The organism is Carboxydocella sporoproducens DSM 16521, assembly GCF_900167165.1.
GTDB lineage: Bacteria > Bacillota.
The window spans coordinates 39377-66034 of record NZ_FUXM01000002.1 but is presented as its reverse complement, the minus strand read 5'-3'; the positions used below and the strand labels follow the sequence as shown (position 1 = coordinate 66034).

Sequence of the window (26658 nt, the reverse complement as noted above, 5' to 3'; positions counted from 1 at the left end):
TCCCTAACAAATCCTGGGCAACTGATCGCCGGCCAGCATGTCGAGAATCCTTTTTCCGCCCAAGGCTGTTTTAAGGTAAACTTTATTATTTGAGTTTTCTTTAGGTTTGTCTACTACTTTACCGATAATCGCCGCGTCACGGCCAAGAGGATGGTTCTTGATTGTAGCTAATGCTATATCAGCAAATTCTTCCGGTAAAATGGCGATAAATTTACCTTCATTAGCAATATATAAAGGATCTAGCCCAAGAATTTCACAGGCACTAAAAACCTCATCCTTTACTGGAAGCTTTTCCTCCCATAATTCTATCATTACATTACTCTGGTAGGCTATTTCGTTGAGGGTAGTTGCCAAACCGCCACGTGTGGGATCGCGCAAAACATTTACCCGGGGTACATTTTCCAGCAACAGGGCAATTATTTCATTTAAAGGAGCACAGTCACTGAAGATAGGTACGGAAAATTCCAGTCCATGTCGTTCAGCCATTACTGCTACCCCATGGTCTCCTAAAGTTCCATTTACGATTATTACATCACCTGGCTGAGCGTTGCGTCCGCTAATATTTCTGCCTTCTGGAATTAATCCAAAACCTGTTGTGTTAATGAAAATGCCATCGGCTTGTCCCTTTCCAACTATTTTGGTATCGCCTGCTATTATTTTCACACCAGCCGATGCGGCCGTCTCAGCCATACTCTGGACGATTCTTTCCAGTTCTGCCAGGGGGAACCCTTCCTCAATTATGAAAGCTGCTGTCAAGTATAATGGTATTCCACCGGACATGGCGACATCATTTACAGTTCCACAGACAGATAATTTCCCTATGTTTCCACCGGGGAAAAAGATCGGATTAATAACGAAAGAATCAGTCGAAATAGCCCAGTTCATACTGCTGCCTGGTACGATAGCCATATCATCCTGTTTTATGAGAATTTCGTTTTGAAAATACTTCAAAAACAGTTCAGAAATTAGGCGATGAGATAATTTGCCACCACTGCCATGGCCGAGTGTAATAAATTCCATGGTTCACACCCCATATCTGTAATATGCTGCGCATGTTCCTTCAATAGAAACCATACATGCACCTACTGGTGTTTCAGGAGTACATTTTCTACTAAACAATGGACATTCAGGTGGTGTAACTAGGCCCCTTAAAACTTCCCCACAACGACAACCCTTAGGTTCATGAGCAGAAAAATCGGGAATGTTAAACTTTTCCTTTGCATCAAAAGTTTTGTATTGATCTTTTAATTCAAGGCCTGTTTCGGGAATAAGACCGATACCACGCCAGTAGGCATCGGCAGGTTGAAAAATTCGATTGACTATTTCTCTGGCCACTGGATTGCCTTCTGTTTTAACAATTCTAGGATAAGCATTTAATATTTGAGCCTGGCCGTTTATAAGCATTTGCAGGATTTCATAAATTCCCATTAGAATATCCACGCCTTCAAAACCAGCTATTACGCCAGGCAAGTTATATTCGTTAGCAAGGAAAACATAAGGCTCAAGGCCGATAATAGCAGAAACGTGTCCTGGTAATAAAAATGCGTCTATTCCTATTTCTTTGTTTTCAGCTAAAGCCCTTAATGCGGCAGGGATCGTTTTATGGCTTCCTATAATTGAAAAGTTATTCAGTCCCTGCTCTGCTGCCAGCAAAACCGCACTGGCTACGGTTGGAGTTGTTGTCTCAAAACCTATACCCAGAAATACAACTTCTCTTTCAGGATTTTCCTGTGCTATTTTCAGTGCATCTAACGTACTGTATACAATGCGAATATCAGCACCCAATGATTTGGCCTGGGCCAGGGAATACTTACTACCAGGAACTTTTAACATATCGCCGAAACTGGTTAAGATTACACCTTTTTCTAGGGCCAGCCAAATGCTCTGGTCAATGTAGTTATTAGGTGTAACACAAACCGGGCAACCGGGCCCGGATAGCAATTTCACATTTTCAGGCAACAGAGAACGAATGCCCGATTTAAAGATTGAAACTGTATGGGTACCACACACTTCCATTATTTTTACTTGGGGCAATTGTAAGGCTAGCTTGGTGATTTCCTGAACTAGATTTTTTGCTAGTTGCGGGTTTTTAATTTGCGAAATGGTGTTCAGCATTTTTTTCCTCCAGCTCCTGTAATAACTTAATAGTTGCTAAAGCAGCTTCCTCATCTACAACATCAATAACAAAACCAGCATGAACAAGCACATAATCATTAACTGAAGCGGACGGACATAGTATTAAACTAACTTCCCGTTTAACTCCCATCAGTTCCACAACTCCAGTGTTTTCTTTCTTTTCAATCAATTTACCAGGTACAGCTAAACACATTATTTTTCACTCCTTAAATATGCTAGATAAATTTGACCGGCAGCTATGCCACCATCATTACAGGGAATTGTCTGATGCCAGTAAACTTCGAAATTGTCCTGTTCCAACCTTGAAACACTTTCTCTTAAAAGAATTTGATTCATGAACACCCCACCACTCAGACAGACCTTATTTATTCCGTACTGGTTTCTTATTAAGAGGCAGATTTCATTGATTGCATTTGCTATGGCTAAATGGAAGCCAAAAGCAAGGGTTGAAATAGCCTCACCTTTGCGGAGATAGGCGGAAATTTGTTGTATTAACGGTCGCCAGTCAAAAAACCATTTTTTCTCCTGCTGGATTATATCTAATTTTAAAGGAATTGATTTAGTGCTATGATAAGCTATATTTTCCAGCTCAATGGCAGCCTGTCCATCATACGTAATTTTTTCACGTAAATTTAGTATTGCTGCTACACCATCAAATAGCCGTCCCATGCCGGTGGATAGAAAAACGTTAAGATGATTGGATAGCATTTTCTTGAAAATACTAATTTCGGGCCTATTGTTAAAGTTGGCATTCTTTTCTTTTATGCCGGCTAGCTCCTGTAAAACATATCCTAAACGCCAGACTTCCCTAATAGCTTTTTCGCCACCAATTAACGGGATGGGAAGTAAGTGAGCTACTCGCCGAAAATCTTTACCATCACCGATAAAAACTTCACTGCCCCAGAGAGTTCCGTCGTAACCATAACCAGTGCCATCAAAGGCAATACCGATAACGGGCTCTGCCAGTTGATGCTCTAGCATGCAAGCTCCAATATGTGCCTCATGGTGCTGTATAGCCAGTTTAGCAACCGGTTGTTCCAGAGCCCATTTAGTGGCTAAATATTCAGGGTGTAAGTCGTGTACGATTAGGCGCGGTTTTAAATCCAAAAAACTTGTCAGGTCATTTATACATTCTTCAAAGGCTCGATAGGCTTCCTCATTTTCCAGGTCGCCCAGGTGATGACTGAGAATAATATCTTTACCTTTAGCTATTGCGATAACATTTTTTTGTTCTGCTCCCGTTGCAATAATATGGCTAAATTCCTCAGGCAGTTTGATGGCTAGAGGAGCAAAACCACGAGAGCGTCTTATCATAAAGAGTTTGTCCCTAAAAACGGTTGCAACTGAATCATCACAGCGGCGTTTAATTTCTCGATCGTGTAACAGAAAGTAATCTGCAATCTGATTAAGATTTGATACCGCCTCATCATTTTTGTATTCTATAGGTTCATCCGTTTTGTTGGCGGAAGTCATAACCAGATACGGTGGTGAAAACTCAAATAATACCCGATGCAGAGGAGTGTATGGTAACATCACCCCATAATTAGGATTTACAGGGGCAATCTCATCAGCCAGAAGCTGAGTATCCTTTTTGGGCAGCAGGAGAATTGGTTTTTCAGGACCTTGAAGGATTTTTTCACTATAAATGCTAGTTTGCACTATCGCCTTTAGTGTATTGATGTCTTTGCACATAACAGCAAGAGCTTTTTCTTCCCGGTTTTTTCTCCGTCGTAAAGTTTTTACCACGTCAGAGTTCCGGGCATCGCAGGCGAGATGAAAACCCCCCAAGCCTTTGATAGCAATAATCTTGCCAGCAGATAAAAATTCTCCCGCTTGTTTTATAGCTTCAATACCTCTGGCGATAATGTTTTTTTGTCTATCGAGCAGACTGACCTGTGGGCCACAGTGCCAGCATGCATTAGGCTGGGCATGAAAACGCCGATTTGTGGGGTCGTTATATTCCGCCGCACACTCCGGGCACATTTGAAAAGTTTTCATTGTAGTATTAAAACGATCGTAGGGTAAAGCTTCGATAATTGTATAACGAGGGCCACAATTTGTACAATTTATAAAAGGGTATAAATAACGTCTATCTTCCGGAGTTAACAATTCTTTTTCACAGTCAGAACATAAAGCTGTATCTACAGGTACAGATATTTGTTTGTCACCTGCTCCCTGGCTTTTGACAATGATAAAACCTGATTGCATTGATATAGGTAACTCAGTATTAATTATCTCAATCTTGTCAATTACAGCCATAGGAGGAGCTACAATTGGTATCTGTTGAACAAATGCGTTTAACACTTCCTCTGACCCTTCTATCTCTAAAAAAACCCCTTGGGTATCATTGCCAACCAATCCGCTGAGTTGATATTTGCTGGCAAGATTGTAGATAAACGGCCTGAACCCTACTCCCTGTACTACACCATAAATGCGGACTAGCCAACGTTTAATCATAATCCAGCAGCCTTTCTCACCATTCTTTGATGATCAGGATCAGTTATAGAAACACCCGATTTAGTATAACTGGAACCGTGGGTACGGCTGTTAAGAAAATGAACGCAAAAATGTCCGGGAAAGTTGTTAATTGCAGGAGCTCCTTCTCCATGGGGCATACCATTGATTGAGGCCGCCCAGTATTGTCCGTTATAACAAACAATAACCGCTCTTCTGTCCCAGCTCCACCTTCCATAAAGAGATCTAAGGACTTCAGTATCAGCAGCTGTTAAAGGAATAACATCGGCATGGTTATGCCCGTAAATCCGCTTGACATTAAACTGTTTCCCGGTTTCCAGATCGATAATTTGGGCAATTGTACCTACTTCCCAAAGCTGATTGACTAGCGACCAGTCTATCAGCTGTCCATACCCTGGTTTACGGAGGTCTCCACTGCGGCTAACAGTTTTTGTTCTACTTTCGTTCTGCTTTTTTAATGTTGCCCATGTAGCTGGGCCTACTTTACCATACGCCGGTAGACCCATGCGTTTTTGCCATTTAACAACTGCAGCATGGGTACGATTATCAAAAATGCCGTTAATAGGCCCATTATAGACTTTTTTCTGTTTTAGCAAAACTTGCAATTCTTTAACCAAAGGACCCTTATCACCGTTTTGCAAATATTTTGTTGCCCCCAGGGCACTTGGTATGAACATCGAATGGAACAAAATAATACATAGCACATAAATAGCTAATTTACGCAAAAGAACGGCTCCTTTCTTAAAATATTATGACAAAACTATTATAACAAGAAAAAACAGCCGAAACAATTCCGAAAGCTGACGGAAATTGTCGTGAATTGTCTGATAATTTATCAACAGAATTATCCACAGTTGTGGATAATTTTTTTTTATAGCTTACATTCAGGTAGCATTATTGTGGGATTATTTTTAATTGCCGAATTGAGTTCTTCCACATAGCGCGTAGACAGGCGTACTTTCCCCATCAATCCTCTTTTTTTGCCCCGCGGTCCATGACAGTCAGAACCACCAGTAATTAATAAATCGAGCTTTCTGGCAATTTTTAAATAAATTTGAATCTGGCGTGCGTTATGGTCGGGATGAAATACTTCCACTCCCATTAACCCGTGTTTTAATAAATAATAAATAATATCGTCTCTAGCAAGAACCCCTGGATGAGCAAGAACAGGTACCCCGCCAGCTTGAATAATGATTGAAATAGCTTGCTCTGGACTAAGTTTAAAACGAGGTACGTAGGCGGGTGCTTCTGGCCCAATATACAATTCAAAAGCTTCGCGTTGGGTGCTGGCATAACCCTTCTTGATTAATGCTCTTGCTATATGAGGACGTCCTAAACAGCGGCCTCCAGCTTCTGCCAGTATATCAGAAATATCAATGTCGATACCGTTACGCTGCAACTTTTCAATTGTTTTAATTACCCTTTCCCTTCTTGCTGCTTGCAAGGTTAGCAACATATCCGCAAATTGGGGATGAAACATGTCGGGATAATAACCAAGAATGTGTACCTCCAGTCCCTTCCATTCAGTGTTTATCTCGATTCCCGGGATGACTTTAACATTATGTTTTTTACCTGCAATTAGTGCCGAATTAATGCCATCCATAGTATCATGGTCAGTTATAGCAATAGTTGTCAACCCCAGGGCAGCTGCCTCAGCCACAATTTCTTCCGGGGATAGGGTGCCATCAGATGCCGTTGAATGGAGATGGAGGTCAGCGGGCATATCAATTCCTTCTTTCAGGCAAATTTGAATTAATAATGCGTAACCAATTAAGACCGATGATTTTATGCACTAATTCGTCTGAATATCTTTGATAAAGGCTTTCAATTATTTTCATCCAGCTTTCAGGGCCAGTAATTCCAAGTGGTAGGCTGTCAGTGCCGGCAAAATCACTGCCGAAACCGACATTGTTTTCTCCTCCTAAAGCTAGAACATGGTCGAGATGTCGAATAATATCATCCATTGTAGCCTGTGTCTTGCCGCTCAAAAACTCTGGGACGAAAGTTATGCCAATTAGACCTTGGTTAGCAATGAGGGCCTTGATTTGACAATCAGTAAGATTACGCTGATGTGGGCAAAGTTGATAACAGTTAGCGTGGCTAACTACTATCGGTTTTGTAGCTACTGCCATTACATCCCAAAAACCTTTTTCGGCAAGATGAGCTAAATCTAAAATAACCCCTTTATCCAAACACCATTTTACCACAAGTTTGCCTATTTGGGTAAGTCCCTTTGCTGAACTGCCAGCACCAACCCCATCTGCAACCAAGTTAGATCTGTTCCAGGTTAAGCCAATTAGCCGATATCCTAAAACAAAGAGAGCTTCCAACTCAGCCATATTTCCGGAAAACAGATCTAACCCCTCAATCCCTAGAATTATTCCATACTGGGTAGAAAATGGCCGTTCCGTTAAAATTGGTAGATTTAGCCTCCTGGCAATTCTTCTAGAGATATCCCACAATGAGAACAAGGTTGACCATTTTGATTCCTTTACCAGCATTGAATCTGAGAAAAAAGTATTTAACACCTGAATATACCGGCCTTCCACAGGTCTAGAATCTATTGCTGGTTTTTGCCCTTGAAATTCGGCCCAGGGGGCATCACAATGGCCATCAAACAGTAAAACCTTTGAATAGTCCAACGCTTCACGCCTCCTTCCCATAAAATAGAAAAACCTGTTTGTGGAGACAAACAGGTCAAATATCTTGAAAAAAATATTTTATCTGGGCTCTACTATTAACTTTATGGCTGTTCTTTCTTCACCGTCGATAATAATATCGGTGAAAGCTGGAATGCAAATAAGATCCATACCGCTTGGAGCAACAAAACCCCGGGCAATAGCAACCGCTTTTACAGCCTGGTTGATCGCTCCAGCTCCTATGGCTTGAATTTCGGCACCGCCCCTCTCACGCAAGACCCCCGCTAATGCACCTGCTACAGAATTTGGATTAGACTTTGCTGAAACCTTGAGGACTTCCATTTACACAACCTCCTTACAAAATAGGGATGTAATTTTTTTCTTTTGTTCCCAATTATAAATATTCGCCAACAATGAAAAAATTCCTTTTTGTAGCTCGAAGATTTCAGAAATTTTTTACAACATTTTTTCTATTTCATTTAAAGTAGTTATTGCAAGAGCATTACCAGTCCCCTCATCTATCTCCAAGATTGCACCATTAATTTGCCAGGGACCACTGGCGACCTCAAATTTTTGTGGCAGCTGGGTAATAAATTTGCGGATAACAATTTCGGGTTTTACTCCGAGGACAGAATAGTATGGTCCGGTCATTCCCAAATCAGTAATGTAGGCTGTTCCTCTGGGGAAAATTCTGGCGTCACAGGTAAGTACATGGGTGTGCGTACCGCATATTGCCGAGACCCGCCCATCAAAATACCAGGCCAGGGCCTGTTTTTCCGAAGTTGCTTCAGCATGAAAGTCTATGATGATTATTTTGGTCTCTTTTGTTAAACTTGATATAACATTCTCAAGGGTTCGGAAGGGACAGTCAAGTTGCTCCCCCATGAAAACTCTTCCTGCTAGTGAAACTACCCCTATTTTGAGATTATTTTTTAAACGAAAGATGCCCCAGCCTGTACCTGGAGTACCAGGGGGATAATTAGCAGGTCTTAATATTCTGGCCTCTTTATCAATAAAATTATAAATTTCTTTTTTATCCCAGACATGATTACCCATTGTTAATACATCAATACCAGCGAGGAATAGTTCATCAGCTATTTCCCTGGTTATACCATTACCACCAGCTGCATTTTCTCCATTGGCAATAACGAAATCTATCTCGTTAGTTTTTATTATATCCTGTAACCTTTCACTGATCGCTCTTCTTCCAGGCCTGGAGGTAATATCCCCCAGCATTAAGATGCGCATTCCATTCACCTCAACTAATTTTTATTAAAAACAAATACTCTCCCATTTTCACGGAAAGCTACTAAAGGGACATCATTGCTAGCAGCTCCACCCAGATTCAGTAAAAAATTATTAATAATCTCTTCATGTAGCCAGAGTACATCTTCTTCAACACTTCCCATATCCTCTACCAGTAACTTTTCCTCATACTCTCTTTTTAGAAGTTCAATCAACACATTGAGTTCATTTTTTTCAAAAGTAGTTAAGTCCCTTTTAAATTCCACCAAGCTGATTCCATGCATAGACGTTATAGAGAGATCCTGGATTTTAGCAGTCTGATTATTTAGATACAGTACGGTATTAATATAATCCGATACTTTATTTTTAAATTTATTAAATTGCTTATCCTCTAAGGGTGTTCGGATGCCAAAGGCAAAGGTTATGACCATTTGTTTTGGCTCATATATAATCTTCAGTATCTCGGGATAGCGGATCAAGAAAGAAATCAGTAAACCAGCATTGTCGTTTTCCATTGTTAGATTTTGTTTCAACTGTGTCACCCTTCCCAATAAATAACCCTAAAATCATATTATCATATATAACCAAGGAGAACAACACAAGCAAAAAGGAGAAGGAACAACCTTCTCCTTTAAAGTTACTTGGCATAATCGATTGCTCGCGTTTCTCGAATAACAACAACCTTAATTTGACCCGGATATTCAAGCTCCGATTCGATCTTCTTGACAATATCACGTGCCAATCGAACAGCTGTTAAATCATCGATTTTTTCTGGTTTGACCATTATTCTTATTTCGCGGCCCGCTTGAATAGCAAAGGATTTTTCTACTCCATCGAATTCATTGGCTATCTGTTCTAATTTTTCCAAACGTTTAATATATGCTTCCAGTGTCTCGCGGCGGGCGCCAGGACGAGCAGCTGAAATGGCATCAGCTGCAGCAACAAGAACTGATTCGATAGTAGTTGCCTCAATATCCCCGTGATGTGATGCAATCGCATTAATAACTTCTTTGGATTCTTTATATTTTTTGGCGAGATCAGCACCAATTTCTGTATGGGAGCCTTCTGTTTCATGGTCAACAGCTTTACCAATGTCATGTAGCAAACCGCAGCGTTTCGCTAATGTAACATCCACACCTAGCTCACTGGCCATCATTCCGGCCAGGTGTGCCACTTCAATAGAATGCTTTAGTACATTCTGGCCATAACTTGTACGATATTTCAAGCGACCAAGCAGTTTGATCAATTCTGGGTGCAAATTATGAACTCCGACTTCAAACGCCGCCTGTTCGCCAGCTTCTCTGATCTGCCCCTCAACTTCTTTCTTGGCTTTTTCTACCATTTCTTCTATACGGGCAGGATGTATTCTACCATCCAAAATTAGTTTCTCTAAAGCGATTCTGGCAATTTCACGGCGGATAGGGTCAAACCCTGACAGAATTACTGCTTCTGGTGTATCATCAATAATAAGATCTATTCCGGTAAGGGTCTCCAGGGTCCGGATATTCCTACCCTCCCGACCAATGATTCTCCCTTTCATTTCATCATTAGGCAAAGATACTACTGAAACAGTAATTTCTGCTACATGATCAGCAGCACAACGTTGAATTGCCTGAGCAATAATGTTTCTGGCCCTTTTCTCAGCCTCTTCTTTGGCATTGGTTTCAATTTCTTTTATCAAGACTGCTGCATCATGTTTTACTTCCTCCTCAATTTGGCTGAGAAGCAGGTTTTTGGCTTCTTCCGAAGTTAAACCCGAGATTCTTTCCAGTTCTTGCTTTTGGGTTAACAGAATATTTTCCAGTTCGCTTCTTAAATTGTTTATTTCTTCCTCTTTTTTGCTCAGTAGTTCTTCTTTTTTTTCTATGTTCTCCAGTTTTCGATCAAGGGTTTCTTCTTTTTGGGTTAAACGCCGTTCCATCCGTTGGATTTCTGCCCGGCGTTCCTTGTTTTCTCTCTCGACTTCCTGTTTCATTTTCAGGATTTCTTCTTTGGCTTCAACAAGAGCCTCTCTCTTTTTAGCTTCGGCGGCCTTTTCAGCCTCTTCGAGGATTTGTTTGGCTTCCGATTCAGCTTCCCCTATTTTTTTCTCAACGACATTCTGTCGGTATTTATAACCTCCCCAAAAAGCCAGAATAGCGCTGATAATGGCTAGTCCAATCCATAGTTCTATCACTTCGTCACCTCCAATGGATAAAAAAATAAACACCGAGCATTTCTCGGTCAATGTTATGCCTTTTCCTGTGGATAGAGTATGCCACTCTTAAAAGATTGTAAATTATTCCTGCTGATTTGTCAAGTTATACCCTAACTCAGCAAAGGCTCTGTTGATTAGTGAGTAAGAAAAACCCTGATTTAATAAATAACGATATATTCTTAGCTTTGCTTTATTATCTCCTTGTTTCATGCGTTTTTTTATAATATTTTTAACTTTTGTTTTTAGCTCTTCTTCAGTTAGATTATTTATCATTGCTTTAATAAATTCTTGATCCAATCCTTTCTCTTTGCTTTTGTTTAATATTTTTGTTGGACCAGCATTACTATAATTCCACAGCTCGTTGAAATAGGTTTGGCTCACTTTACAATCATTTACCAGGCCTTCTTCCTCCAGCTGGCTAACAACCTGATTTGCTAAATCGGAAGAAAAACCCTTTCTTTTTAATTTTTCGGTTATTTCCTTGCGCGTACGATCTTTTAAGGCTAATAATTTCAGGGCCGCCTGGTAAGCAGCCCTGAAACTTTTATTTTCTATGTTATTCATTTAGGATAACCTCCGCTGGGCTTGTTATATCAGCCCCTGCCAGAAGTTTTTGTTTAATTTTCTCTTCGATTTCCTGTAACAGCTCGGGATGCTCCTTTAAATATTCTTTAACATTTTCCCGGCCCTGGCCTAAACGCTCTCCTTCGTAGGAATACCAGGCCCCGGACTTTTTGATAATATCTATTTCCGTTGCAAGGTCAATTACGTTCCCTTCTCTGCTAATACCTTCACCATACATAATATCAAAATCCGCTTGTTTAAAGGGAGGAGCAACTTTGTTCTTTACTACTTTTACCCTTGTTCTGCTACCTACAACATCATTACCCTGTTTAATGGCCTCAACTTTTCTAACTTCCAGGCGGACGGAAGCATAAAACTTTAAAGCCCGACCACCGGGGGTGGTTTCCGGGTTCCCAAACATGACCCCAACCTTTTCACGGATTTGGTTGATAAAGATAGCAGTGCATCTGGATTTACTGATGGCTCCAGTTAATTTCCTTAAAGCCTGACTCATTAGTCGGGCCTGTAAACCTACATGGGAGTCTCCCATTTCCCCTTCAATCTCAGCGCGGGGGACTAAAGCTGCAACTGAGTCAACTACCAGCACATCAATAGCACCGCTTCTTACTAATGATTCAGCGATTTCCAGGGCCTGTTCCCCAGTATCAGGCTGTGATACTAACAGGTTATCTACATCAACCCCTAGCTTTCTCGCATAAACCGGATCTAAAGCATGTTCAGCATCGATAAAAGCTGCAATACCGCCGTTCTTTTGTGCTTCTGCAATTATATGCAGAGCAACAGTGGTTTTGCCGGATGATTCCGGGCCATAGATTTCTACCACCCGACCGCGGGGAACTCCGCCTACCCCTAATGCAATATCAAGGGAGAGGGCACCAGTAGGTATTACTTCAATATTCATTTTATTACTGGCTTCACCCAACCGCATAACCGCTCCCTTGCCAAATTGCTTCTCAATTTGACTCAGTGCAATTTCCAGTGCTTTTTGTTTATCCATTTATTTTTTCCTCCCATCCCCTGAACGGATGTTTGTTTTTATTTTATCAGTTCCCATTTCCCTGGTCAAGCTTTTTATTTCTGGCGATTCCGAGCAGGTTCGACATTGATTCGGCGTCCTCTTAAATAAGTTTTTTGCAAACAGTAATAGACTTTTTCAGCAATATCCTGCTGTATTTCGACAAAACTAAAGCGGCCCAGCAAACGAATGTTACCAATTTGTTTTTCTTCAATGCCAGCTTCTTCAACAATAAAAGAAATTAAATCCTTAACAGTAATTTCATCTTCTTTACCAACATTGATAAAGAATCGAACCATGCCTGGACCCGCTCCGGTGTTCTGGAACAAGGAATCGTCATCATTGTCCTCGATTTCATTGATTACAGTTTCTGCAGGCTCAATCCACCCAAATAATAGAGCAGCCGCAATATCCCTTAGCTCATATCTGGTTGTTAGCTCTTCAATGATCGGATAGTAATCTTCGAGTTTCAAATTGGACACAATTTGTTCAATTCGAGCAATTACATTTTCTTTTCTTCTTTCAGCTATGTCAGCCAGAGTAGGCAGCTTTTCCTTGCGAATCGAAGTATTGGCAAGTTTTTCAATCAGTCTTAGCTGTTTATATTCGCGGGGAACTACCAGGGTTATAGCAGTGCCTTGCCTGCCAGCCCGACCGGTACGACCAATTCTATGCACATAGGATTCAGGATCTTGTGGTACTTCATAATTGATAACATGACTGACATTGTCCACATCGATCCCGCGGGCAGCCACATCAGTAGCTACCAAAAACTCCAGTTTTCCTAGACGAAAAGAGTTCATAACCTTATCCCTTTGGCTCTGAGTTAAATCACCATGCAATCCGTCTACCGCATAGCCTCGGGCTTGTAAACTACCTACTAAGTCATCTACTCCTTTTTTAGTCCGACAAAAAATAATAGCCTGTGTAATTTGAGAGGCATCTAAGATCCGGCATAAAGCTGCAAGGCGTTCGTTTTCTCTTACCTCATAGTAGATTTGTTCAATTAATGGTACTGTGAGTTCATCTTTGCTAACAGTAATCCATTCTGGTTCATTAAGGTATTTTTTAGCCAAACTCAATATCGGTACGGGCATAGTTGCTGAAAACAATAATGTTTGTCTTGTTTCGGGCAAAAATTCAAAAATGGTCTGGATATCATCAATAAAACCCATATCCAGCATTTCATCAGCTTCATCCAGAACCACCATCTTGACATTGTTAAGAATTAGAGTCTTACGATTTAAATGGTCTAATATCCTGCCAGGAGTTCCAATGACAATCTGTACCCCTTTTTTCAAGGCATGAATTTGTCTCTCAATAGGTTGTCCACCATAAATCGGCAAAGTTTTTACTTCTTTAAACTTGCCAATCTTACTAATTTCTTCAGCAACCTGGATGGCCAATTCCCGGGTAGGAGTTAAAACCAATGCCTGTACTCCTTTATAGCGAGGATTGATTTTCTCCACAATCGGAATACCGAAGGCAGCAGTTTTCCCTGTTCCAGTCTGAGCTTGACCAATAACATCTTTATTGGCTAATAAGGGGGGAATTGCCTGGGCCTGAATTGGCGAAGGCTCTTCGAACCCCATTTCTTTGATAGCGCGATATACGTTTTTGCTTAATTGTAAATTTCCAAAAAAGTATTTTTCCTGTGACATTTACTAACTCCTTTCATTAAGGTATCTATTTGTTATGATCTGGTAAAGCAATTTCAAACCGTGAGCAGCTGCTTTTTTACGTATTTCTGCCCGGTCGCCTTTAAAGAACTGCTTTTCCACATAGGTGAACTCTGCAATTGCAATACCAAAATAAACTAGTCCCACTGGTTTATCAGGGGTAGCTCCACCCGGTCCTGCTATGCCTGTTATAGCAATTCCGCAATCAGCTCCAAGTCGTTCCTTTACTCCCTTTGCCATTTCCCGGGCACAAGGGGAACTGACAGCACCATACTTTTCGATAGTTTCTGTTTTAACGCCTAATAAATTTACTTTAACATCATTGGCATAAGCCACTATACCGCCCGAGAAATATTCAGAACTGCCGGGAAGATCGGTAATCTTGGCAGCTAATAATCCACCTGTACAGGATTCAGCAACCGCTAATCTCATGCTATATTGATTTAAAATTTGTGCAACTTTTTTATTGATAACCTCTACAGAACGCGACATCTTTTACCCTCCAGCCTGATATGTAATAATTTTATCATAATCCGCAGATATGGAAAAGCCTTCTTTCAGCGTTACTTGCCGAAAGAAGGCAGCAGGTTGTAAAATTCATCGCCCGTTAGAGTTTCTTTTTCTAAAAGAATATTGCTTAATTGAACTAAATCATTTTGATAATTACTAAAAATCTCCAAAACTATTTGTGATTCCATTTCCGCAATATCATTAATCTTTTCAGTTATAATTTCTTCCGGAATCCTTTCAGGATCGACCAGCTTTAAGCCACTCATTCCACAGTAAATGAGTTCCTTGATGTACAATAGAGCCTGTTGATAGTCCCCTTTGCTGCCCGTACTCTTTTCACCGAGAATAGTTTCTTCCGCCAACCCCCCGGCTAATAACACCCTGATTTTCTTTCTAATTTCACTTTCAGTTTTGATTGGCTCATCCTTTTCTGGTATTTGTCTGATAAAGCCTAATGCTTTGCCTCTGGGGACAATCGTAATCTGAGCTATGCTTTTGGGGAAATAAAATTCAGAAATAAAAGCATGACCTATCTCATGGACTGCGATTCTGAATTTTTCAGCATCACTTAATAGTGTGTCTCTGTGTTCACCTAAAAGAATTTTGTCAATCGCTTTTAAGAACTCCTCCTGCCCAATATGTTCTTTTCCGGAACGCAAAGCATAGATAGCCGCTTCATTAGCTACACTGGCCAATTGCGCTCCAGAAAAACCATAAGTTTGTTTAGCAATTGCATATAGATCCAGGTCAGGGCTGACAGGCTTGTTGCGTAAATGTATTTTTAAAATTGCTTCCCGCCCTTTAATGTCAGGTAAGCTTACTTCCACATGGCGATCAAAACGGCCAGGCCTTAATAGAGCATCGTCTAAAAGGTCAGGGCGGTTGGTTGCACCAATAACCAGAATGTGAACACTATCCTCCGGTTGGCAGCCATCCATTTCTACTAATAACTGATTCAATGTTTGGTCATACTCAACCTGATTGGCAACTCTGCCTCGTTTGCCCCCCACAACTTCCATTTCATCAATAAAAATAACCGCATGTTTTTTCTTTTCTTTCCTCGCTAGTTTACGGGCATCATTAAATAGGCGACGTACCTTTTTGGCACCATTACCGGCGAAAATTTCAACGAACTCAGATCCTGCAACAGAAAGAAAAACCGAATCAGTATAAGTTGCTGCCGCCTTGGCTAACAATGTTTTTCCGGTACCTGGAGGACCAGTTAACAAAATACCTTTGATTGGTCGGATACCCAGTCTTTGTACTTCTTGAGAAAGGTTAAGAAAATCCAGGGCTTCTTGTAGTTCTTTAATAGCGCGTTCCTGACCGCCAATATCGCTGAATTGTACCAGCTCATACTTTTTTTGGTTACTGAAAGGTAACCCGGGTATCAAATTCTTCATTAACAAGTACTGATAACCCAGCGCAAATATAGCTAACAGTAAAATCAAACCAAAATATTCCCGGTCATATAACCAGGTGTAAAGTCCTATTGCCAGTATTGGTCCGTTTATATATAGAATCAATCTGTTCATGATATCCCCCTTCACCATAGAAATTAGCTGCTTGATAGTAAATTTACCGGTATCAATTCCACCAGGAAATTTTTATTTTGTTTCAAAATTAGCAGGGTTCCCTTATCGGTAACAACAATTTGCCCCTGTATGCGCTGTTGTGATAAATGCTGAACCAGCTCTTCAGCAGCAGTTAATTTCCTGTTTATTAATAATTCCAATATTTTATTCTTGTGTTTTTGCCAAAAAGTATCAATTTGCTTATTGCTTTCGGAAATAAAATAAATTTTATAATCAGGCGGTGTATTTTCTAAAATATTAATCAGGTTTTCAGAAAGGGTTGAAGAGAAGTTAAGCTTAATGTTAATTTGCTGGTCATTTACTTTTACTTGCATTACAGAAGGATTGTCCTTAAAAAGCTTTTCAATATTATTTTGGTTATATAAAAACAAGAGTCCAAAAATCATTACTCCCGTGAGCAAATTCACCAGGATAACCTTTTTCATAATATCACCTCAAAATTATTATAAAGAAAGATTTATTTATTTTCTTTATGATTTTAGAGGTAATAAAGGTAAAAAAAATAACCCCTGTTTTTTTCAGGGGTTAATGCCAATTTATTTCAGCGACAAATCCCAGCCATCTACTTCCTGGATGATTTTATAATTGGTTAAATCAAAGTGTATTGGTGTAACAGCAACATATCCTGCTTCAATCGCCCAGATATCTGTGTCTTGACTGGCATCTAGATCTATCGGTTCCCCGCCAATCCAGTAATAAACCCTGCCGCGCGGATCTCTTCGCTCGTGAAAAGCATTTTGATATCTTCTTTGACCCAGTCTGGTTACTTTTATTCCTTTCAGTTTATCCAGCGGCAGTGGCGGTACATTTACATTGAGAATAGTATCTTCTGAAATCCCATGTTCCAATAATTTTTCAACCATGTAGGCAGCGACTTTTCCAGTAGCTGCAAAGTTGAAGTCTTGATAGCTGGCCAATGAGACAGCAATTCCCGGGACTTCGTTTATAATAGCCTCAATGGCTGCAGAAACTGTGCCAGAATACAGAACATCCGTGCCCAGATTAGGGCCCTTGTTGATCCCGGATACAACTACATCAGGACGACTACCCGCAGTCAAAACCTCAATTCCTAGCTTTACACAATCGGCGGGTGTACCTTCAACTGACCAGGCTTGCACCCCGGTAATGCCAAAATCAACCTGTTCTACTTTCAGGGGCCAGTGAACAGTGATACCATGTCCTGTTGCACTTCTTTCCCGATCAGGGGCGACAACAAAAATTTCACCAAGGGGCTTTAGTGCTTCTACCAGGGCCCTGAGACCAGGGGCCCAGATCCCATCATCGTTGCTGATCAGGATACGCATTTATTTTCCCCCTATAACAAATATCTGAGATAAATATATGCTGAGCTGATAATTATCGAGACTATCATCAGGGGAAAAGCAATTCGCATAAAGCCAACAAATGTCATAGGATAGCCCTGACGTTCAGCCATCCCTGCCACAATAACATTGGCTGATGCACCGATAATGGTACCATTTCCCCCCAGACATGCTCCTAAAGACAAAGCCCACCATAAAGGTTCAATATTGCCCATGTTCCCCAGCTGGCCCATGGTTTTGATGAGCGGAATCATGGTAGCAACAAAGGGAATATTATCTACAAAGGCGGAAGCAATGGCAGAAACCCATAAAATTAACATTGCAGCAAAGGTGAGATTACCTTCAGTTATTTCCAGAGATTTTTCAGCCATGGCTTTGATTATTCCTACTTCTACCAACCCCCCTACCAGGATAAATAGTCCAATAAAGAAGAAGAGGGTTGGCCATTCTACCTCATGGAAGATTTTTTCCATATCAACTTTGCTAATTAACATCAAGAGGGTTGCACCAGCCATGGCAATTGTTGCAGATTCCAGGTGGAAGATTTGATGGGTAGCAAATCCAGCAATGGTTAAAGCCAAAACCAGCAGGGATTTTTTCAGAAGTAAAGGGTCTTTAATCTCTTTATAGGGATCAAAAGCCATTAAACGGGACTTTAGCTCAGGAGCAACATTTAAGTCTTTACGGTAAATCCATTTTAATAAGTAAATTGTTACAATAAAAATAATAATTATTACTGGTGCTAAATTCCAGATAAAGGCATTGAAAGTTAGCTCTTTAACCTGGCTGCCAATCATAATATTAGGAGGGTCACCAATTAAAGTAGCTGTACCACCGATATTAGACGCCAACACCTGGGATATTAAAAAAGGAATTGGATTAATTTTCAGTTCTCGAGTTATAGAAAAGGTGACTGGCACGATTAATAATACCGTAGTTACATTATCCAGAAAAGCAGACAGTACAGCAGTGATCGTCGCTAATGCCACCATGATAGCCATAGGTTCTCCTTTTGCCCAACGCGCTGCCACAATTGCCAAATATTGAAAAACCCCGGAGTGACGGGTTATACCGACAATGATCATCATCCCAGTCAACAGTCCTAAGGTGTTGAAATCAATATGATGCAAAGCTGTTTCTTGAGAGAGTGTGCCCATGATAAGTAAAACTGCCGCACCCAGGAGGGCCACAACCGTCCTATGTAACTTTTCCGAGATAATCACAGCATAGGTTAACAGAAAAACAATCCCGGCTACCCAAACCTGATTCATACCCATTCTCTCCTTTATACCTCATAGATAGACAAGGTCATAGTTTTTTCTTCTTTATTTAATGTTAGACCAAACATCACCTTTTTGTGTTTAAGGTTTTTATTAAGAAAATCAACTATATAGATCATTTCAGGATTAGCAGGTACTGTCTTAGTTGCCAGTAAAATGAGTTTATCCTTTTCCATTTCACTCATTTTCTCTTCTCCTTACTTTTGTTAATTGCTGTTAATCAGACTAAATGCTTCCGCACGGGTAGCATTATTAGTTTTAAAAATTCCTCTTACAGCTGAAGTGGTTGTATATGAGCCAGGTTTTTTAACTCCCCGCATGGTCATGCACATATGCTCTGCTTCCACAACTACCAGGACGCCCCGGGGCTGAAGGCATTCCATAATAGCATCTGCGATTTGACTGGTCAAACGTTCCTGAAGCTGAGGACGTTTAGCATACCCTTCGACAACCCTGGCTAATTTCGACAGTCCAGTTATTTTCCCTTTAGCTGGTATATAGGCTACATGAGCTTTGCCAAAGAAAGGCAAAAAATGATGTTCGCACATGGAATAAAATGGTATATCCTTGACTAAAACCATTTCATCATGGTCTTCAGTAAATAAAACCTGCAAATGTTCCCTGGGGTCATTTTCCAGTCCATGAAAAATCTCTTCGTACATGCGAGCTACTCTCTTGGGGGTATCCCTTAATCCTTCTCTTTCTGGATCCTCCCCTATTGCCTCCAGGATCATTCGCATAGCTGTTTCAATTTTTCTGATATCCATACTTCCACCCTTTCTATAATACCCCCAGAATCTTGTGAGTCTGAGGAATTATTCTTACCTCCCGATAAAATGGCTTTAAAATTTCTTGCCATTCTATCCATCGATTGGCCGGCGGTAATTCTGAACCAGTTTGGGGTTGTAATACTATATCAATTGCTATGGTACGTTCAGGCCCTAGCTGGGCAACTTGACCGATTTCTCGCCTGTCCGTCCTGCTATTAACTACTACTTTAATAAAACAGGATTTATTCATCGCTAATTCTAAAAATTTTTGGTGCTCTTCCCAGGGGGTCGGAGCTCCAGTAGCTGATTCCAGTTTAATATCCATAGCAATAATGTCAATGTAATCTAGAACTTGTTTAAGGTTATGTACCAGTGTACCATTAGTTTCTAAATAGATTTTCCACCCCATTTGTTTTATTTTAGGTAAAAATTCTTGCAGAAAATCCGAGTGTAATAGGGGTTCACCACCCGTCAAACTCAAAGAATGATGTTTATCCGGATTAAATTTTTTTATTTGTTCTAGCAACTGTTCTACAGTAACTGGATTTGTTAATATGTTCCAACAACCCGTACCTGGAGGGAATTCAACTTTCCAGGTTTCTTGCGCATGCAAGGAATAACGGGTATCACAATATGCACAAGCAAGGTTACAACCGGCAAAACGAAGAAATAACTGGCGTAAGCCTACGACAGTACCCTCCCCTTGAAAGGATGACATCATTTCGATCAGAAAAGCTGCTTGCATTAATTAACTCCCCTTACTTTACAGCGGGCCAGCTTAATCGATTCAACTTCATTTGCCAGAGCGATCATTACCTGCTCTGCAAATTCTTCAGTATTTTCAATCCCTAATTCTCTCAGGCCGACAGTAGCGACTGGAGTTCCTTCTGTTTCTAGATTCAATCCAGTATGAATCAGGCATGATACCGGACTTAGAGTAGCTATTGACACCGAAAGTTTCTTATTTTCTAAATACAAGTCATCTCCTTTACGTTTTATTCCTTTCACGCCGTAATACTCCAGTTGTTCTTTAATAATAGCAATGAATAAGCGTTGAATAATTACCATTTTCTCCAGATCTAGATGAAAAATTTCAATAATAAAATGTAACATCCTGGGGCTATATATCCAGTCCTGAGCCAAAACGTCTTCTAAATCCACCATTTCAGATAATTCAACACGACAGGGACCGATAAAAGCTACGATACTATCGCCTTGAACTCTAAAATTGCGATATGCAAACAGCGATGAGAGCTGTTCTCCATTATATGTAAGCTCATGTTTAACCAGATATGTTTTCATTTTTACCCCTCCGATAAATAGCCCATGCTGTAGGGGATTCCCAAACTTTAACCCATCCTAATGCAATTTTTTTATCGGGCCATTCCTTTTTTATAACCTGATTTATTTGATGATACAAATAGAAAGCTAGGTTCTCTGCGGTAGGATTAAGCTCTCCTTCCCGAAACTCTGGTAAATCATTTATTAATTGATGATCAAGTTTTTTCAAATAACTGCGAACAATCTGTTTCAGTTTGCTGAAATCTATTAGCATCCCCAGGTCATCCAGTTCTTCGCCATAAATACCTACTTCTACAAACCAGGTATGACCATGTAATCTTGCGCAATCCCCGGGATAATTTCTAATGAGATGGGCCGCTGCAAAACTTTCCTTAATTGCTACTTCAAACACTTTTTTTCCTCCTTGTCCTGAGCGCCAACTTTACCACCCCTATATAGTATAACTACATTTACCCCTCCTTTTGCAAGTAAAAAATAAAACTTTGGAGGAAAATATCGTTTAATGTAGAATTTTTTCTTTGTAAAGGAGGCTTACTATGAGTAACCAAATATTCAGCGTAAAAAAAACTTGCCCGATATGTCATACAGTAGTTGAAGTTTATCGGGTAAAAAGCAGCAGTTATAGCCTTATTGGAAGAGACTCTGACTTTTGTCCCCAGTATAGTGGTATTAATCCCCTTCTTTATCAAGTAGCTGTTTGTCCCCAATGCCATTATGCTGCTCCCAGCAAAACTTTTGGAACCGATCACCCTTCCGAGGAAAAGGAAAGACTAAAAACTTTACTGCCTATATTAAAAGCTAAGGACCCTGAATTTAAGTTTGAGCCGAACTGGACATATGCTGCTATGGCTTTTGAGTTATTAATTCGCACTATGCAAATATGCAAAAAACCGCCCCATAAATTGGCTCCGCTATTTCTAAGAACAGCCTGGTGTTATCGTTTTTTGGGAAATCAAGAGAAAGAAATATTTTTTCTGGAACTAGCCTGTAAGCATTATGAAGAAAACTATTTAAATAGTTATACTCAGAATGAAATGTCGGAAGTAAGACAGCTCTATTTAATCGGTGAGTTAAAACGCAGACTGGGTAAATTTGATGAAGCCATTTTCTGGTTTAGTAAAGTTGTTTCCCATCCCCAAATTAAAAACGAACCTGAGGTAGAACGACTTGCGCGAGAGCAATGGTATATTACTAAAGAACAAAAACAGGAAAAAGATAACAAGAACTCGGCCCAACAACAAGCAAACGGCAATATTATGCCAAAAGAAATTAATTTAAACATAAAATTATATGAAAATCAGTACATTTGGCTAAAGTCATTTTTGCAAGAAATACCTTTACCTCCCCATCAAGCTATATCTGAATTTCTTAGTTTCTTGATCACTAGACTTCAAAAATCAGAAAATCTCAAGGACATCTATGATGAATTCAAAAACACCCTCTCCAGTTTTTAACTGGAAGAGGGTGTATTAATAATATGAATTGCACGTTTGATTGTTCTTTTTAACTCTGGAGAAACGTTAGGATCGTCAAGCATCTTCTGGAAGCTTTTAAGGGCCGGGGTGAATTTCAATTCAGCCAGAGTATATACTACTTTCTCCTGCACAATATAACTGCCGTTCTTTAACAGAGCGCTAAGGGCAAAGCCGCAACTTCGATCACCTATCATAGCCAGGGTTTCACAAATTGCCAGAATGATGGAAGCATCATCAGCTTGCAGTGCAGTGATTAAAAATGGTAATGCCTTTTGTTTGCCTAAATGTCCAATTGCATCAATTAGATAAATTTTTATCTCTTTGTCTGCCCTCGCATACCAGCTTTCCAGCAAAGGTAACCATCCTTGCCGATTACGATCTACAATTAAATCTAGTAAATACTTTATTTGTTCAGGATATAATCTGGCTAGAACCCCCATAGCTGAGTTGATGCCATGAGTTGGTCCACCTAATAACATACGGTCTTCGACTGTATTTATTATATCTTCTACAATCCAGGGGGTTATTATTTTACTCCCGGTTTTGTTCAGTTCTACTTGGCCATCTGCTTTTAGGTTTAACCAATTAGATGGAATCAAGTCAAGATCATATGAATCTTCTAGACTGTTTAGCAAACCTATACGGCATTTTTCCAGTTGTATAAGCTGGCTAAGATAAAAGTCCCAATCAGAATTGATGCCAACTAACCACAACTCTGTTCTAAATTGCCAGGTTAGCTGAAAGTCTTTATTGTCCTGCCATAATCTAATAAAATCGAGGATTTGTGGTTGCCACCTGGTGAGGAAATTGTACTGTTGCCGCCAGGCCATTTTAAATTTTGCCCAGATTTCCTCTGGCAAAGGAAAAGTTTCTGTCAAATAATGCATCGGCTGATCAAGCGCAATAGGAGATAACAAAAGAAACAAGAGGTCCTTTTCTTCGCCCTGTTCTGTCTGCCAGGGTGATATTTCAACCAATATTTCCTCAGCCATCCCCTGGCCTAGAACATTGGGGAAACCATGCTGGATCACAAACTTATCCTTTAGTAGCTCCTGGGCTAATACTGTATGCCACCAGGGCTCAAGCCGATGCAAAAACCAGAGGATATCTGGTAGCATGGTTTGCTCCAAATAGCCAACAGCTAACGGGCTTCTTGGTCCCCCCCAGCGATGGAAGCAGACATCCCGTACACTATTGGCTATTCTGTTCCAGTCTGGTGAAGGTCTGGGATTGCGCATATGCTTGCACTCCCTGTTTATAACCTAAGTTATAGGCATCAAGATTTATATCAAGCAAGTGGCTGGGAATTCTTTGCTGTAAAGCCTCTAAAATCGACGTGGAATCAAGCTCTTTTGTTAAGGCGGCAATCGCGCCTAGGGCTACAATGTTAGTTACAATTTCTTTACCGATATTTTCTTTAGCCAAACGGGTAAATGGAATCTTGAACAGCTGGCAATTAGTATTAACTGTATGGGGGACCAGGTCCTCATCGACTATTATGATTCCTCGCTCTTGGACGGAATTATGATATTTATCATAGGCCTCCTGAGACAAAGCCAATAATAATTCCGGCATTTCAACTTTGGGATAATCAATGGGCTCATCACTTATTTTAACTTCTGCCTTGGACGCTCCACCCCGTGCTTCCGGTCCATAGGACTGGGTCTGAACTACGTTTAGTCCCTGCCGGGTTGCGCCTTCAGCCAGCAAGATAGCTGCCAGAATTATCCCCTGTCCACCAGTACCTGATAAACGAAATTCTTTTAACATACTAGTTGTCCCCCTTTTGCCATCTGGCCTTTTGTGAAGCAATAAGCTCACCAAGTTCAGGCCGCTCCTCCTGATGTAAAATACCGATTAGGAACTTTCCTTCCGGTTTTACCCCCAGGTTTTTGGCTACATCAATATTCAATGCTCTTTCTTTTTGCCATTTCAGCATATCCGCCGGGTTGCCCATTCCATTTCTTCTGCCAAAGGCAACAGGACACTGAGTAATCACTTCTGTAACCGCAAATCCTTTGTGTTTTATTCCCTCGGCAATAAACTTTGCGGTTAACTGAGTATGATATGCTGTTGAACGCGCGACAAAGGTAGCACCAGCTCCTTTAGCCAGTTCAACCGTGTCAAAAGGCTGCTCAAGTTGTCCATAAGGTGCAGTGGTTGCTTTGCTTGTAGCTGGTGTCATAGGGCTTGCCTGCCCACCGGTCATTCCGTAGATCTGGTTATTAAATATTATGACATTCAAATCCAAATTGCGTCGGGCGGCATGGATAAAATGATTGCCGCCAATTGCTAATGCATCACCATCTCCCATTAAAACAAAGACTGATAAATGGGGCTTGGCCAGTTTAATACCGGTGGCAAAGGTTAAGGCCCGGCCATGGGTAGTATGAACAGTATTAAAGTCAAGGTAACCGCTGGCTCGAGCAGAACAGCCAATGCCGGAAACAATCACTACCTCATCCTGATTCAAGCCAGCCCTTTTAATGGCCCTGATAATGCCTGCCATGACCAAGCCATTGCCACACCCAGGGCACCAGATATGGGGTAAACGATCCAGCCGCAAAAATGGCTTCAGTTCAGTTAACATAAAGATCCCACCACCTTTTCCAAAATTTCATTAGGTGTGATCAGCTCCCCATCAATCCGGTGAATGCCCTGTACCTTACAAAGGCCGGCAACAACTCTTCCTATTTCCCTGGTAATCTGGCCCTGGTTCATCTCGACAACAAAAACTCTTTTTTTATTCTTGACAATGTTCCTAAGTGAATTATCCGGTAATGGCCAGAGGGTAATCAAACGCACAAGTCCTACTTTTAAACCATTAGCTCTTAGCTTGCGCATTGTAGCAAACGCGGATCTGGCAGAACAACCATAGCTAACCAGTAGATAATCTGCATCATCAGCATAATAGGTTTCATAAAGCTCAATTTCCTGTCGGTTTAGTTCAACCTTCCGCTGAATTCTTACGAGCTGTTCCTCAATAAGTTTGGGGTTATTCGTAGGAAAACCTTTAACATCATGGACTAAACCCGTTATGTGATAACGATACCCATGCCCAAAAGGTGCCAGCTGAATTCGCCCTTTTTCATCGGCCCGATAGGGCTGATATTCTTGAGGTGAAAGAGCAGGAAGTGCTCGCTCTGCCTTTTGAGCGAAATTTAATTCTTCGGCTATATTTATGCTTTCCCGCATATGTCCAATAACTTCATCCATAAGTAAGATAACTGGCATAGATAGTAGTTCGCTGAGCTCTACCGCCTTTTTAGTCAGGGTATAACATTCTTCTACACTCCAGGGGGTAAGTACAAGGGCTGGATGATCTCCATGAGTGCCCCAGCGTGCCTGTTGTACATCAGCCTGACCAGGGGCCGTCGGGACGCCTGTACTTGGCCCCATGCGCTGCACGTTTACTATCAGACAAGGGACTTCTGCCATATAACCATAGCCAATATTTTCTTGCATCAAGGAAAAGCCTGGGCCGCTGGTCGCAGTCATGGCTTTTACTCCAGCCATACTCGCACCTAATACCGCCCCCATACTGGCAATTTCATCTTCCATCTGGATGTATGTGCCTTGATATTTTGGCAGTTCAGTTGCCATCATTTCTGCAATCTCGGTAGACGGGGTTATCGGGTACCCCGCATAAAATCTAACTCCCGCAGCCAGTGCCCCATAGACACAGGCTTCGTTGCCTTGTACCAGTTTTCTCCCGCTCACCCCTCATTCCTCCTTGAACACTTCAATAGCATAATCAGGGCAATGTTCACTGCACATTTTACAGTTAATGCATCTTTTAGGACTTACAGCCACTGCCTTTCCCAAAAGAGATAGTTCCAAGACCTTTTGTGGGCAAAAAGCTACACAAATACCGCAACCTTTGCACCAGCGACTGTTAATATCAATTTTAGCCACTTTTTCCCCTCCCCGTTCTCTTTCTATACTTAATTATAATGTCTTTATTAGCAGAACAACAAGATAATTTTGTATTTTTTGAAAACTTTTTTACATACTTTATATTTGACACCTATTTTTTGTATGGCGCATATATTGTCATTACCAGGGCAACAATAGTTAGTGGTGATGTTTATGGCCAAAGTTGTTGCCCTACTCCTGTTCCTGGCAGGAGTTGGCGCCACCCTCTACATTTTATACCGCTCCCTCTTGTCCCTCCTCAAAAACTAAGCCGGAGCCCCAGGCTCCGGCCTTTTTTCTAACTGGAATTTGACTTTTTACTAGCTCTTTGATAACCTTTTTGACGTAGTCTCTGTCTAACTACTTCAGCAGTTAATGGCGACCAGCTACTTCGGGCTTGTCGATCAACCTGACTTTCACAGCGGTCACAAATCGAACGGTCTTTAGGACGTTCTAGAGGTTCTTCACAAATTCTACACCACTGGCTCATAGACCTCATCCTTTCGCTCTCTTCTTAC

30 protein-coding genes are annotated in these 26658 nt (G+C 40.9%); 1 reads left to right on the top strand and 29 read right to left on the bottom strand.

Features of this window, described 5'->3' with window-relative positions; all coding sequences use genetic code 11:
- Positions 1-3: 3 nt before the first annotated feature.
- The 24 genes from hypE to queD form a co-directional block, all read right to left on the bottom strand.
- Positions 4-1020, bottom strand: coding sequence for a hydrogenase expression/formation protein HypE (gene hypE, locus B5D20_RS01245; RefSeq protein ID WP_078664409.1), 1017 nt, complete (start codon positions 1018-1020; stop codon positions 4-6).
- A 3-nt stretch (positions 1021-1023) separates the two neighbouring features.
- Positions 1024-2115 (bottom strand): hydrogenase formation protein HypD, encoded by a 1092-nt coding sequence (gene hypD, locus B5D20_RS01240; RefSeq protein ID WP_078664408.1) that lies wholly within the window; start codon positions 2113-2115, stop codon positions 1024-1026.
- Positions 2090-2329: a HypC/HybG/HupF family hydrogenase formation chaperone gene (locus tag B5D20_RS01235; protein WP_078664407.1), complete on the bottom strand. Its 240-nt coding sequence runs from the start codon at positions 2327-2329 to the stop codon at positions 2090-2092. Before B5D20_RS01235 ends, hypD begins: the two co-directional genes overlap by 26 nt.
- Positions 2329-4593: a carbamoyltransferase HypF gene (gene hypF / locus B5D20_RS01230; protein WP_078664406.1), complete on the bottom strand. Its 2265-nt coding sequence runs from the start codon at positions 4591-4593 to the stop codon at positions 2329-2331. The genes B5D20_RS01235 and hypF overlap by 1 nt, the downstream gene beginning before the upstream one ends.
- Entirely contained in the window at positions 4590-5336 is a 747-nt protein-coding gene (locus B5D20_RS01225) for a peptidoglycan-binding domain-containing protein (protein WP_078664405.1), read from the bottom strand. Before B5D20_RS01225 ends, hypF begins: the two co-directional genes overlap by 4 nt.
- A gap of 146 nt (positions 5337-5482) precedes the next feature.
- Positions 5483-6334, bottom strand: coding sequence for a PHP domain-containing protein (locus B5D20_RS01220; protein WP_078664404.1), 852 nt, complete (start codon positions 6332-6334; stop codon positions 5483-5485).
- 1 nt (position 6335) lies between these two features.
- Positions 6336-7253 carry a dipeptidase gene (locus B5D20_RS01215; RefSeq protein WP_159071869.1) on the bottom strand — a complete coding sequence of 306 codons (918 nt, stop codon included), beginning with the start codon at positions 7251-7253 and terminating at the stop codon, positions 6336-6338.
- Between the two features lie 78 nt (positions 7254-7331).
- Positions 7332-7592, bottom strand: a complete 261-nt coding sequence (locus B5D20_RS01210) for a stage V sporulation protein S (RefSeq protein ID WP_078664402.1) — start codon at positions 7590-7592, stop codon at positions 7332-7334.
- 114 nt (positions 7593-7706) lie between these two features.
- On the bottom strand, positions 7707-8498 hold the full coding sequence (locus B5D20_RS01205; protein ID WP_078664401.1) for a TIGR00282 family metallophosphoesterase: 792 nt from the start codon (positions 8496-8498) through the stop codon (positions 7707-7709).
- A gap of 14 nt (positions 8499-8512) precedes the next feature.
- On the bottom strand, positions 8513-9028 hold the full coding sequence (locus tag B5D20_RS01200; RefSeq protein WP_143311769.1) for a hypothetical protein: 516 nt from the start codon (positions 9026-9028) through the stop codon (positions 8513-8515).
- 104 nt (positions 9029-9132) lie between these two features.
- Entirely contained in the window at positions 9133-10656 is a 1524-nt protein-coding gene (rny, locus tag B5D20_RS01195) for a ribonuclease Y (RefSeq protein WP_375804194.1), read from the bottom strand.
- A 117-nt stretch (positions 10657-10773) separates the two neighbouring features.
- Positions 10774-11256 carry a regulatory protein RecX gene (locus tag B5D20_RS01190; protein ID WP_078664399.1) on the bottom strand — a complete coding sequence of 161 codons (483 nt, stop codon included), beginning with the start codon at positions 11254-11256 and terminating at the stop codon, positions 10774-10776.
- A complete protein-coding gene (gene recA / locus B5D20_RS01185; protein ID WP_078664398.1) occupies positions 11249-12274 on the bottom strand; it encodes a recombinase RecA in 1026 nt (341 codons plus the stop codon). The genes B5D20_RS01190 and recA overlap by 8 nt, the downstream gene beginning before the upstream one ends.
- A 74-nt stretch (positions 12275-12348) precedes the next feature.
- Positions 12349-13953, bottom strand: a complete 1605-nt coding sequence (locus B5D20_RS01180; RefSeq protein WP_078664397.1) for a DEAD/DEAH box helicase — start codon at positions 13951-13953, stop codon at positions 12349-12351.
- 3 nt (positions 13954-13956) lie between these two features.
- Complete coding sequence (locus B5D20_RS01175) at positions 13957-14463, bottom strand: CinA family protein (protein WP_078664396.1); 507 nt, start codon at positions 14461-14463, stop codon at positions 13957-13959.
- Between the two features lie 71 nt (positions 14464-14534).
- Positions 14535-16016, bottom strand: a complete 1482-nt coding sequence (locus tag B5D20_RS01170) for an AAA family ATPase (RefSeq protein ID WP_159071868.1) — start codon at positions 16014-16016, stop codon at positions 14535-14537.
- A gap of 23 nt (positions 16017-16039) precedes the next feature.
- Positions 16040-16501 (bottom strand): hypothetical protein, encoded by a 462-nt coding sequence (locus B5D20_RS01165; protein WP_078664395.1) that lies wholly within the window; start codon positions 16499-16501, stop codon positions 16040-16042.
- Positions 16502-16612: 111 nt separating this feature from the next.
- Complete coding sequence (gene surE, locus B5D20_RS01160) at positions 16613-17380, bottom strand: 5'/3'-nucleotidase SurE (protein WP_078664394.1); 768 nt, start codon at positions 17378-17380, stop codon at positions 16613-16615.
- Between the two features lie 11 nt (positions 17381-17391).
- Positions 17392-18675 carry an ArsB/NhaD family transporter gene (locus B5D20_RS01155; RefSeq protein ID WP_078664393.1) on the bottom strand — a complete coding sequence of 428 codons (1284 nt, stop codon included), beginning with the start codon at positions 18673-18675 and terminating at the stop codon, positions 17392-17394.
- 8 nt (positions 18676-18683) lie between these two features.
- Complete coding sequence (locus tag B5D20_RS01150; protein WP_078664392.1) at positions 18684-18863, bottom strand: YpmA family protein; 180 nt, start codon at positions 18861-18863, stop codon at positions 18684-18686.
- Between the two features lie 21 nt (positions 18864-18884).
- The gene (folE, locus tag B5D20_RS01145) at positions 18885-19445 is read right to left on the bottom strand and encodes a GTP cyclohydrolase I FolE (RefSeq protein ID WP_078664391.1); all 561 of its coding nucleotides are present in this window, start codon (positions 19443-19445) and stop codon (positions 18885-18887) included.
- Between the two features lie 13 nt (positions 19446-19458).
- Complete coding sequence (locus tag B5D20_RS01140) at positions 19459-20193, bottom strand: 7-carboxy-7-deazaguanine synthase QueE (RefSeq protein WP_078664390.1); 735 nt, start codon at positions 20191-20193, stop codon at positions 19459-19461.
- The gene (locus B5D20_RS01135; RefSeq protein ID WP_078664389.1) at positions 20193-20750 is read right to left on the bottom strand and encodes a DUF366 family protein; all 558 of its coding nucleotides are present in this window, start codon (positions 20748-20750) and stop codon (positions 20193-20195) included. Before B5D20_RS01135 ends, B5D20_RS01140 begins: the two co-directional genes overlap by 1 nt.
- A complete protein-coding gene (queD, locus tag B5D20_RS01130; protein ID WP_078664388.1) occupies positions 20731-21141 on the bottom strand; it encodes a 6-carboxytetrahydropterin synthase QueD in 411 nt (136 codons plus the stop codon). Before queD ends, B5D20_RS01135 begins: the two co-directional genes overlap by 20 nt.
- A gap of 145 nt (positions 21142-21286) precedes the next feature.
- On the opposite strand from queD, the gene B5D20_RS01125 reads away from it, so the two are divergent.
- Positions 21287-22204 carry a DUF2225 domain-containing protein gene (locus B5D20_RS01125; RefSeq protein WP_078664387.1) on the top strand — a complete coding sequence of 306 codons (918 nt, stop codon included), beginning with the start codon at positions 21287-21289 and terminating at the stop codon, positions 22202-22204.
- Here the strand turns inward: B5D20_RS01125 and B5D20_RS01120 are convergent.
- From B5D20_RS01120 to B5D20_RS01100, 5 genes are read right to left on the bottom strand one after another with little or no spacing between them, the layout of a single operon-like run.
- Positions 22201-23463 carry a HEAT repeat domain-containing protein gene (locus B5D20_RS01120; RefSeq protein WP_143311767.1) on the bottom strand — a complete coding sequence of 421 codons (1263 nt, stop codon included), beginning with the start codon at positions 23461-23463 and terminating at the stop codon, positions 22201-22203. The genes B5D20_RS01125 and B5D20_RS01120 overlap by 4 nt on opposite strands.
- On the bottom strand, positions 23417-23995 hold the full coding sequence (locus tag B5D20_RS01115) for a 2-oxoacid:acceptor oxidoreductase family protein (protein WP_078664385.1): 579 nt from the start codon (positions 23993-23995) through the stop codon (positions 23417-23419). The genes B5D20_RS01120 and B5D20_RS01115 overlap by 47 nt, the downstream gene beginning before the upstream one ends.
- A gap of 1 nt (position 23996) precedes the next feature.
- On the bottom strand, positions 23997-24815 hold the full coding sequence (locus B5D20_RS01110; RefSeq protein WP_078664384.1) for a 2-oxoacid:ferredoxin oxidoreductase subunit beta: 819 nt from the start codon (positions 24813-24815) through the stop codon (positions 23997-23999).
- Positions 24809-25945, bottom strand: coding sequence for a 2-oxoacid:acceptor oxidoreductase subunit alpha (locus B5D20_RS01105; RefSeq protein WP_078664383.1), 1137 nt, complete (start codon positions 25943-25945; stop codon positions 24809-24811). The genes B5D20_RS01110 and B5D20_RS01105 overlap by 7 nt, the downstream gene beginning before the upstream one ends.
- A 3-nt stretch (positions 25946-25948) precedes the next feature.
- On the bottom strand, positions 25949-26140 hold the full coding sequence (locus tag B5D20_RS01100) for a 4Fe-4S dicluster domain-containing protein (protein WP_078664382.1): 192 nt from the start codon (positions 26138-26140) through the stop codon (positions 25949-25951).
- Positions 26141-26658: the final 518 nt, after the last annotated feature.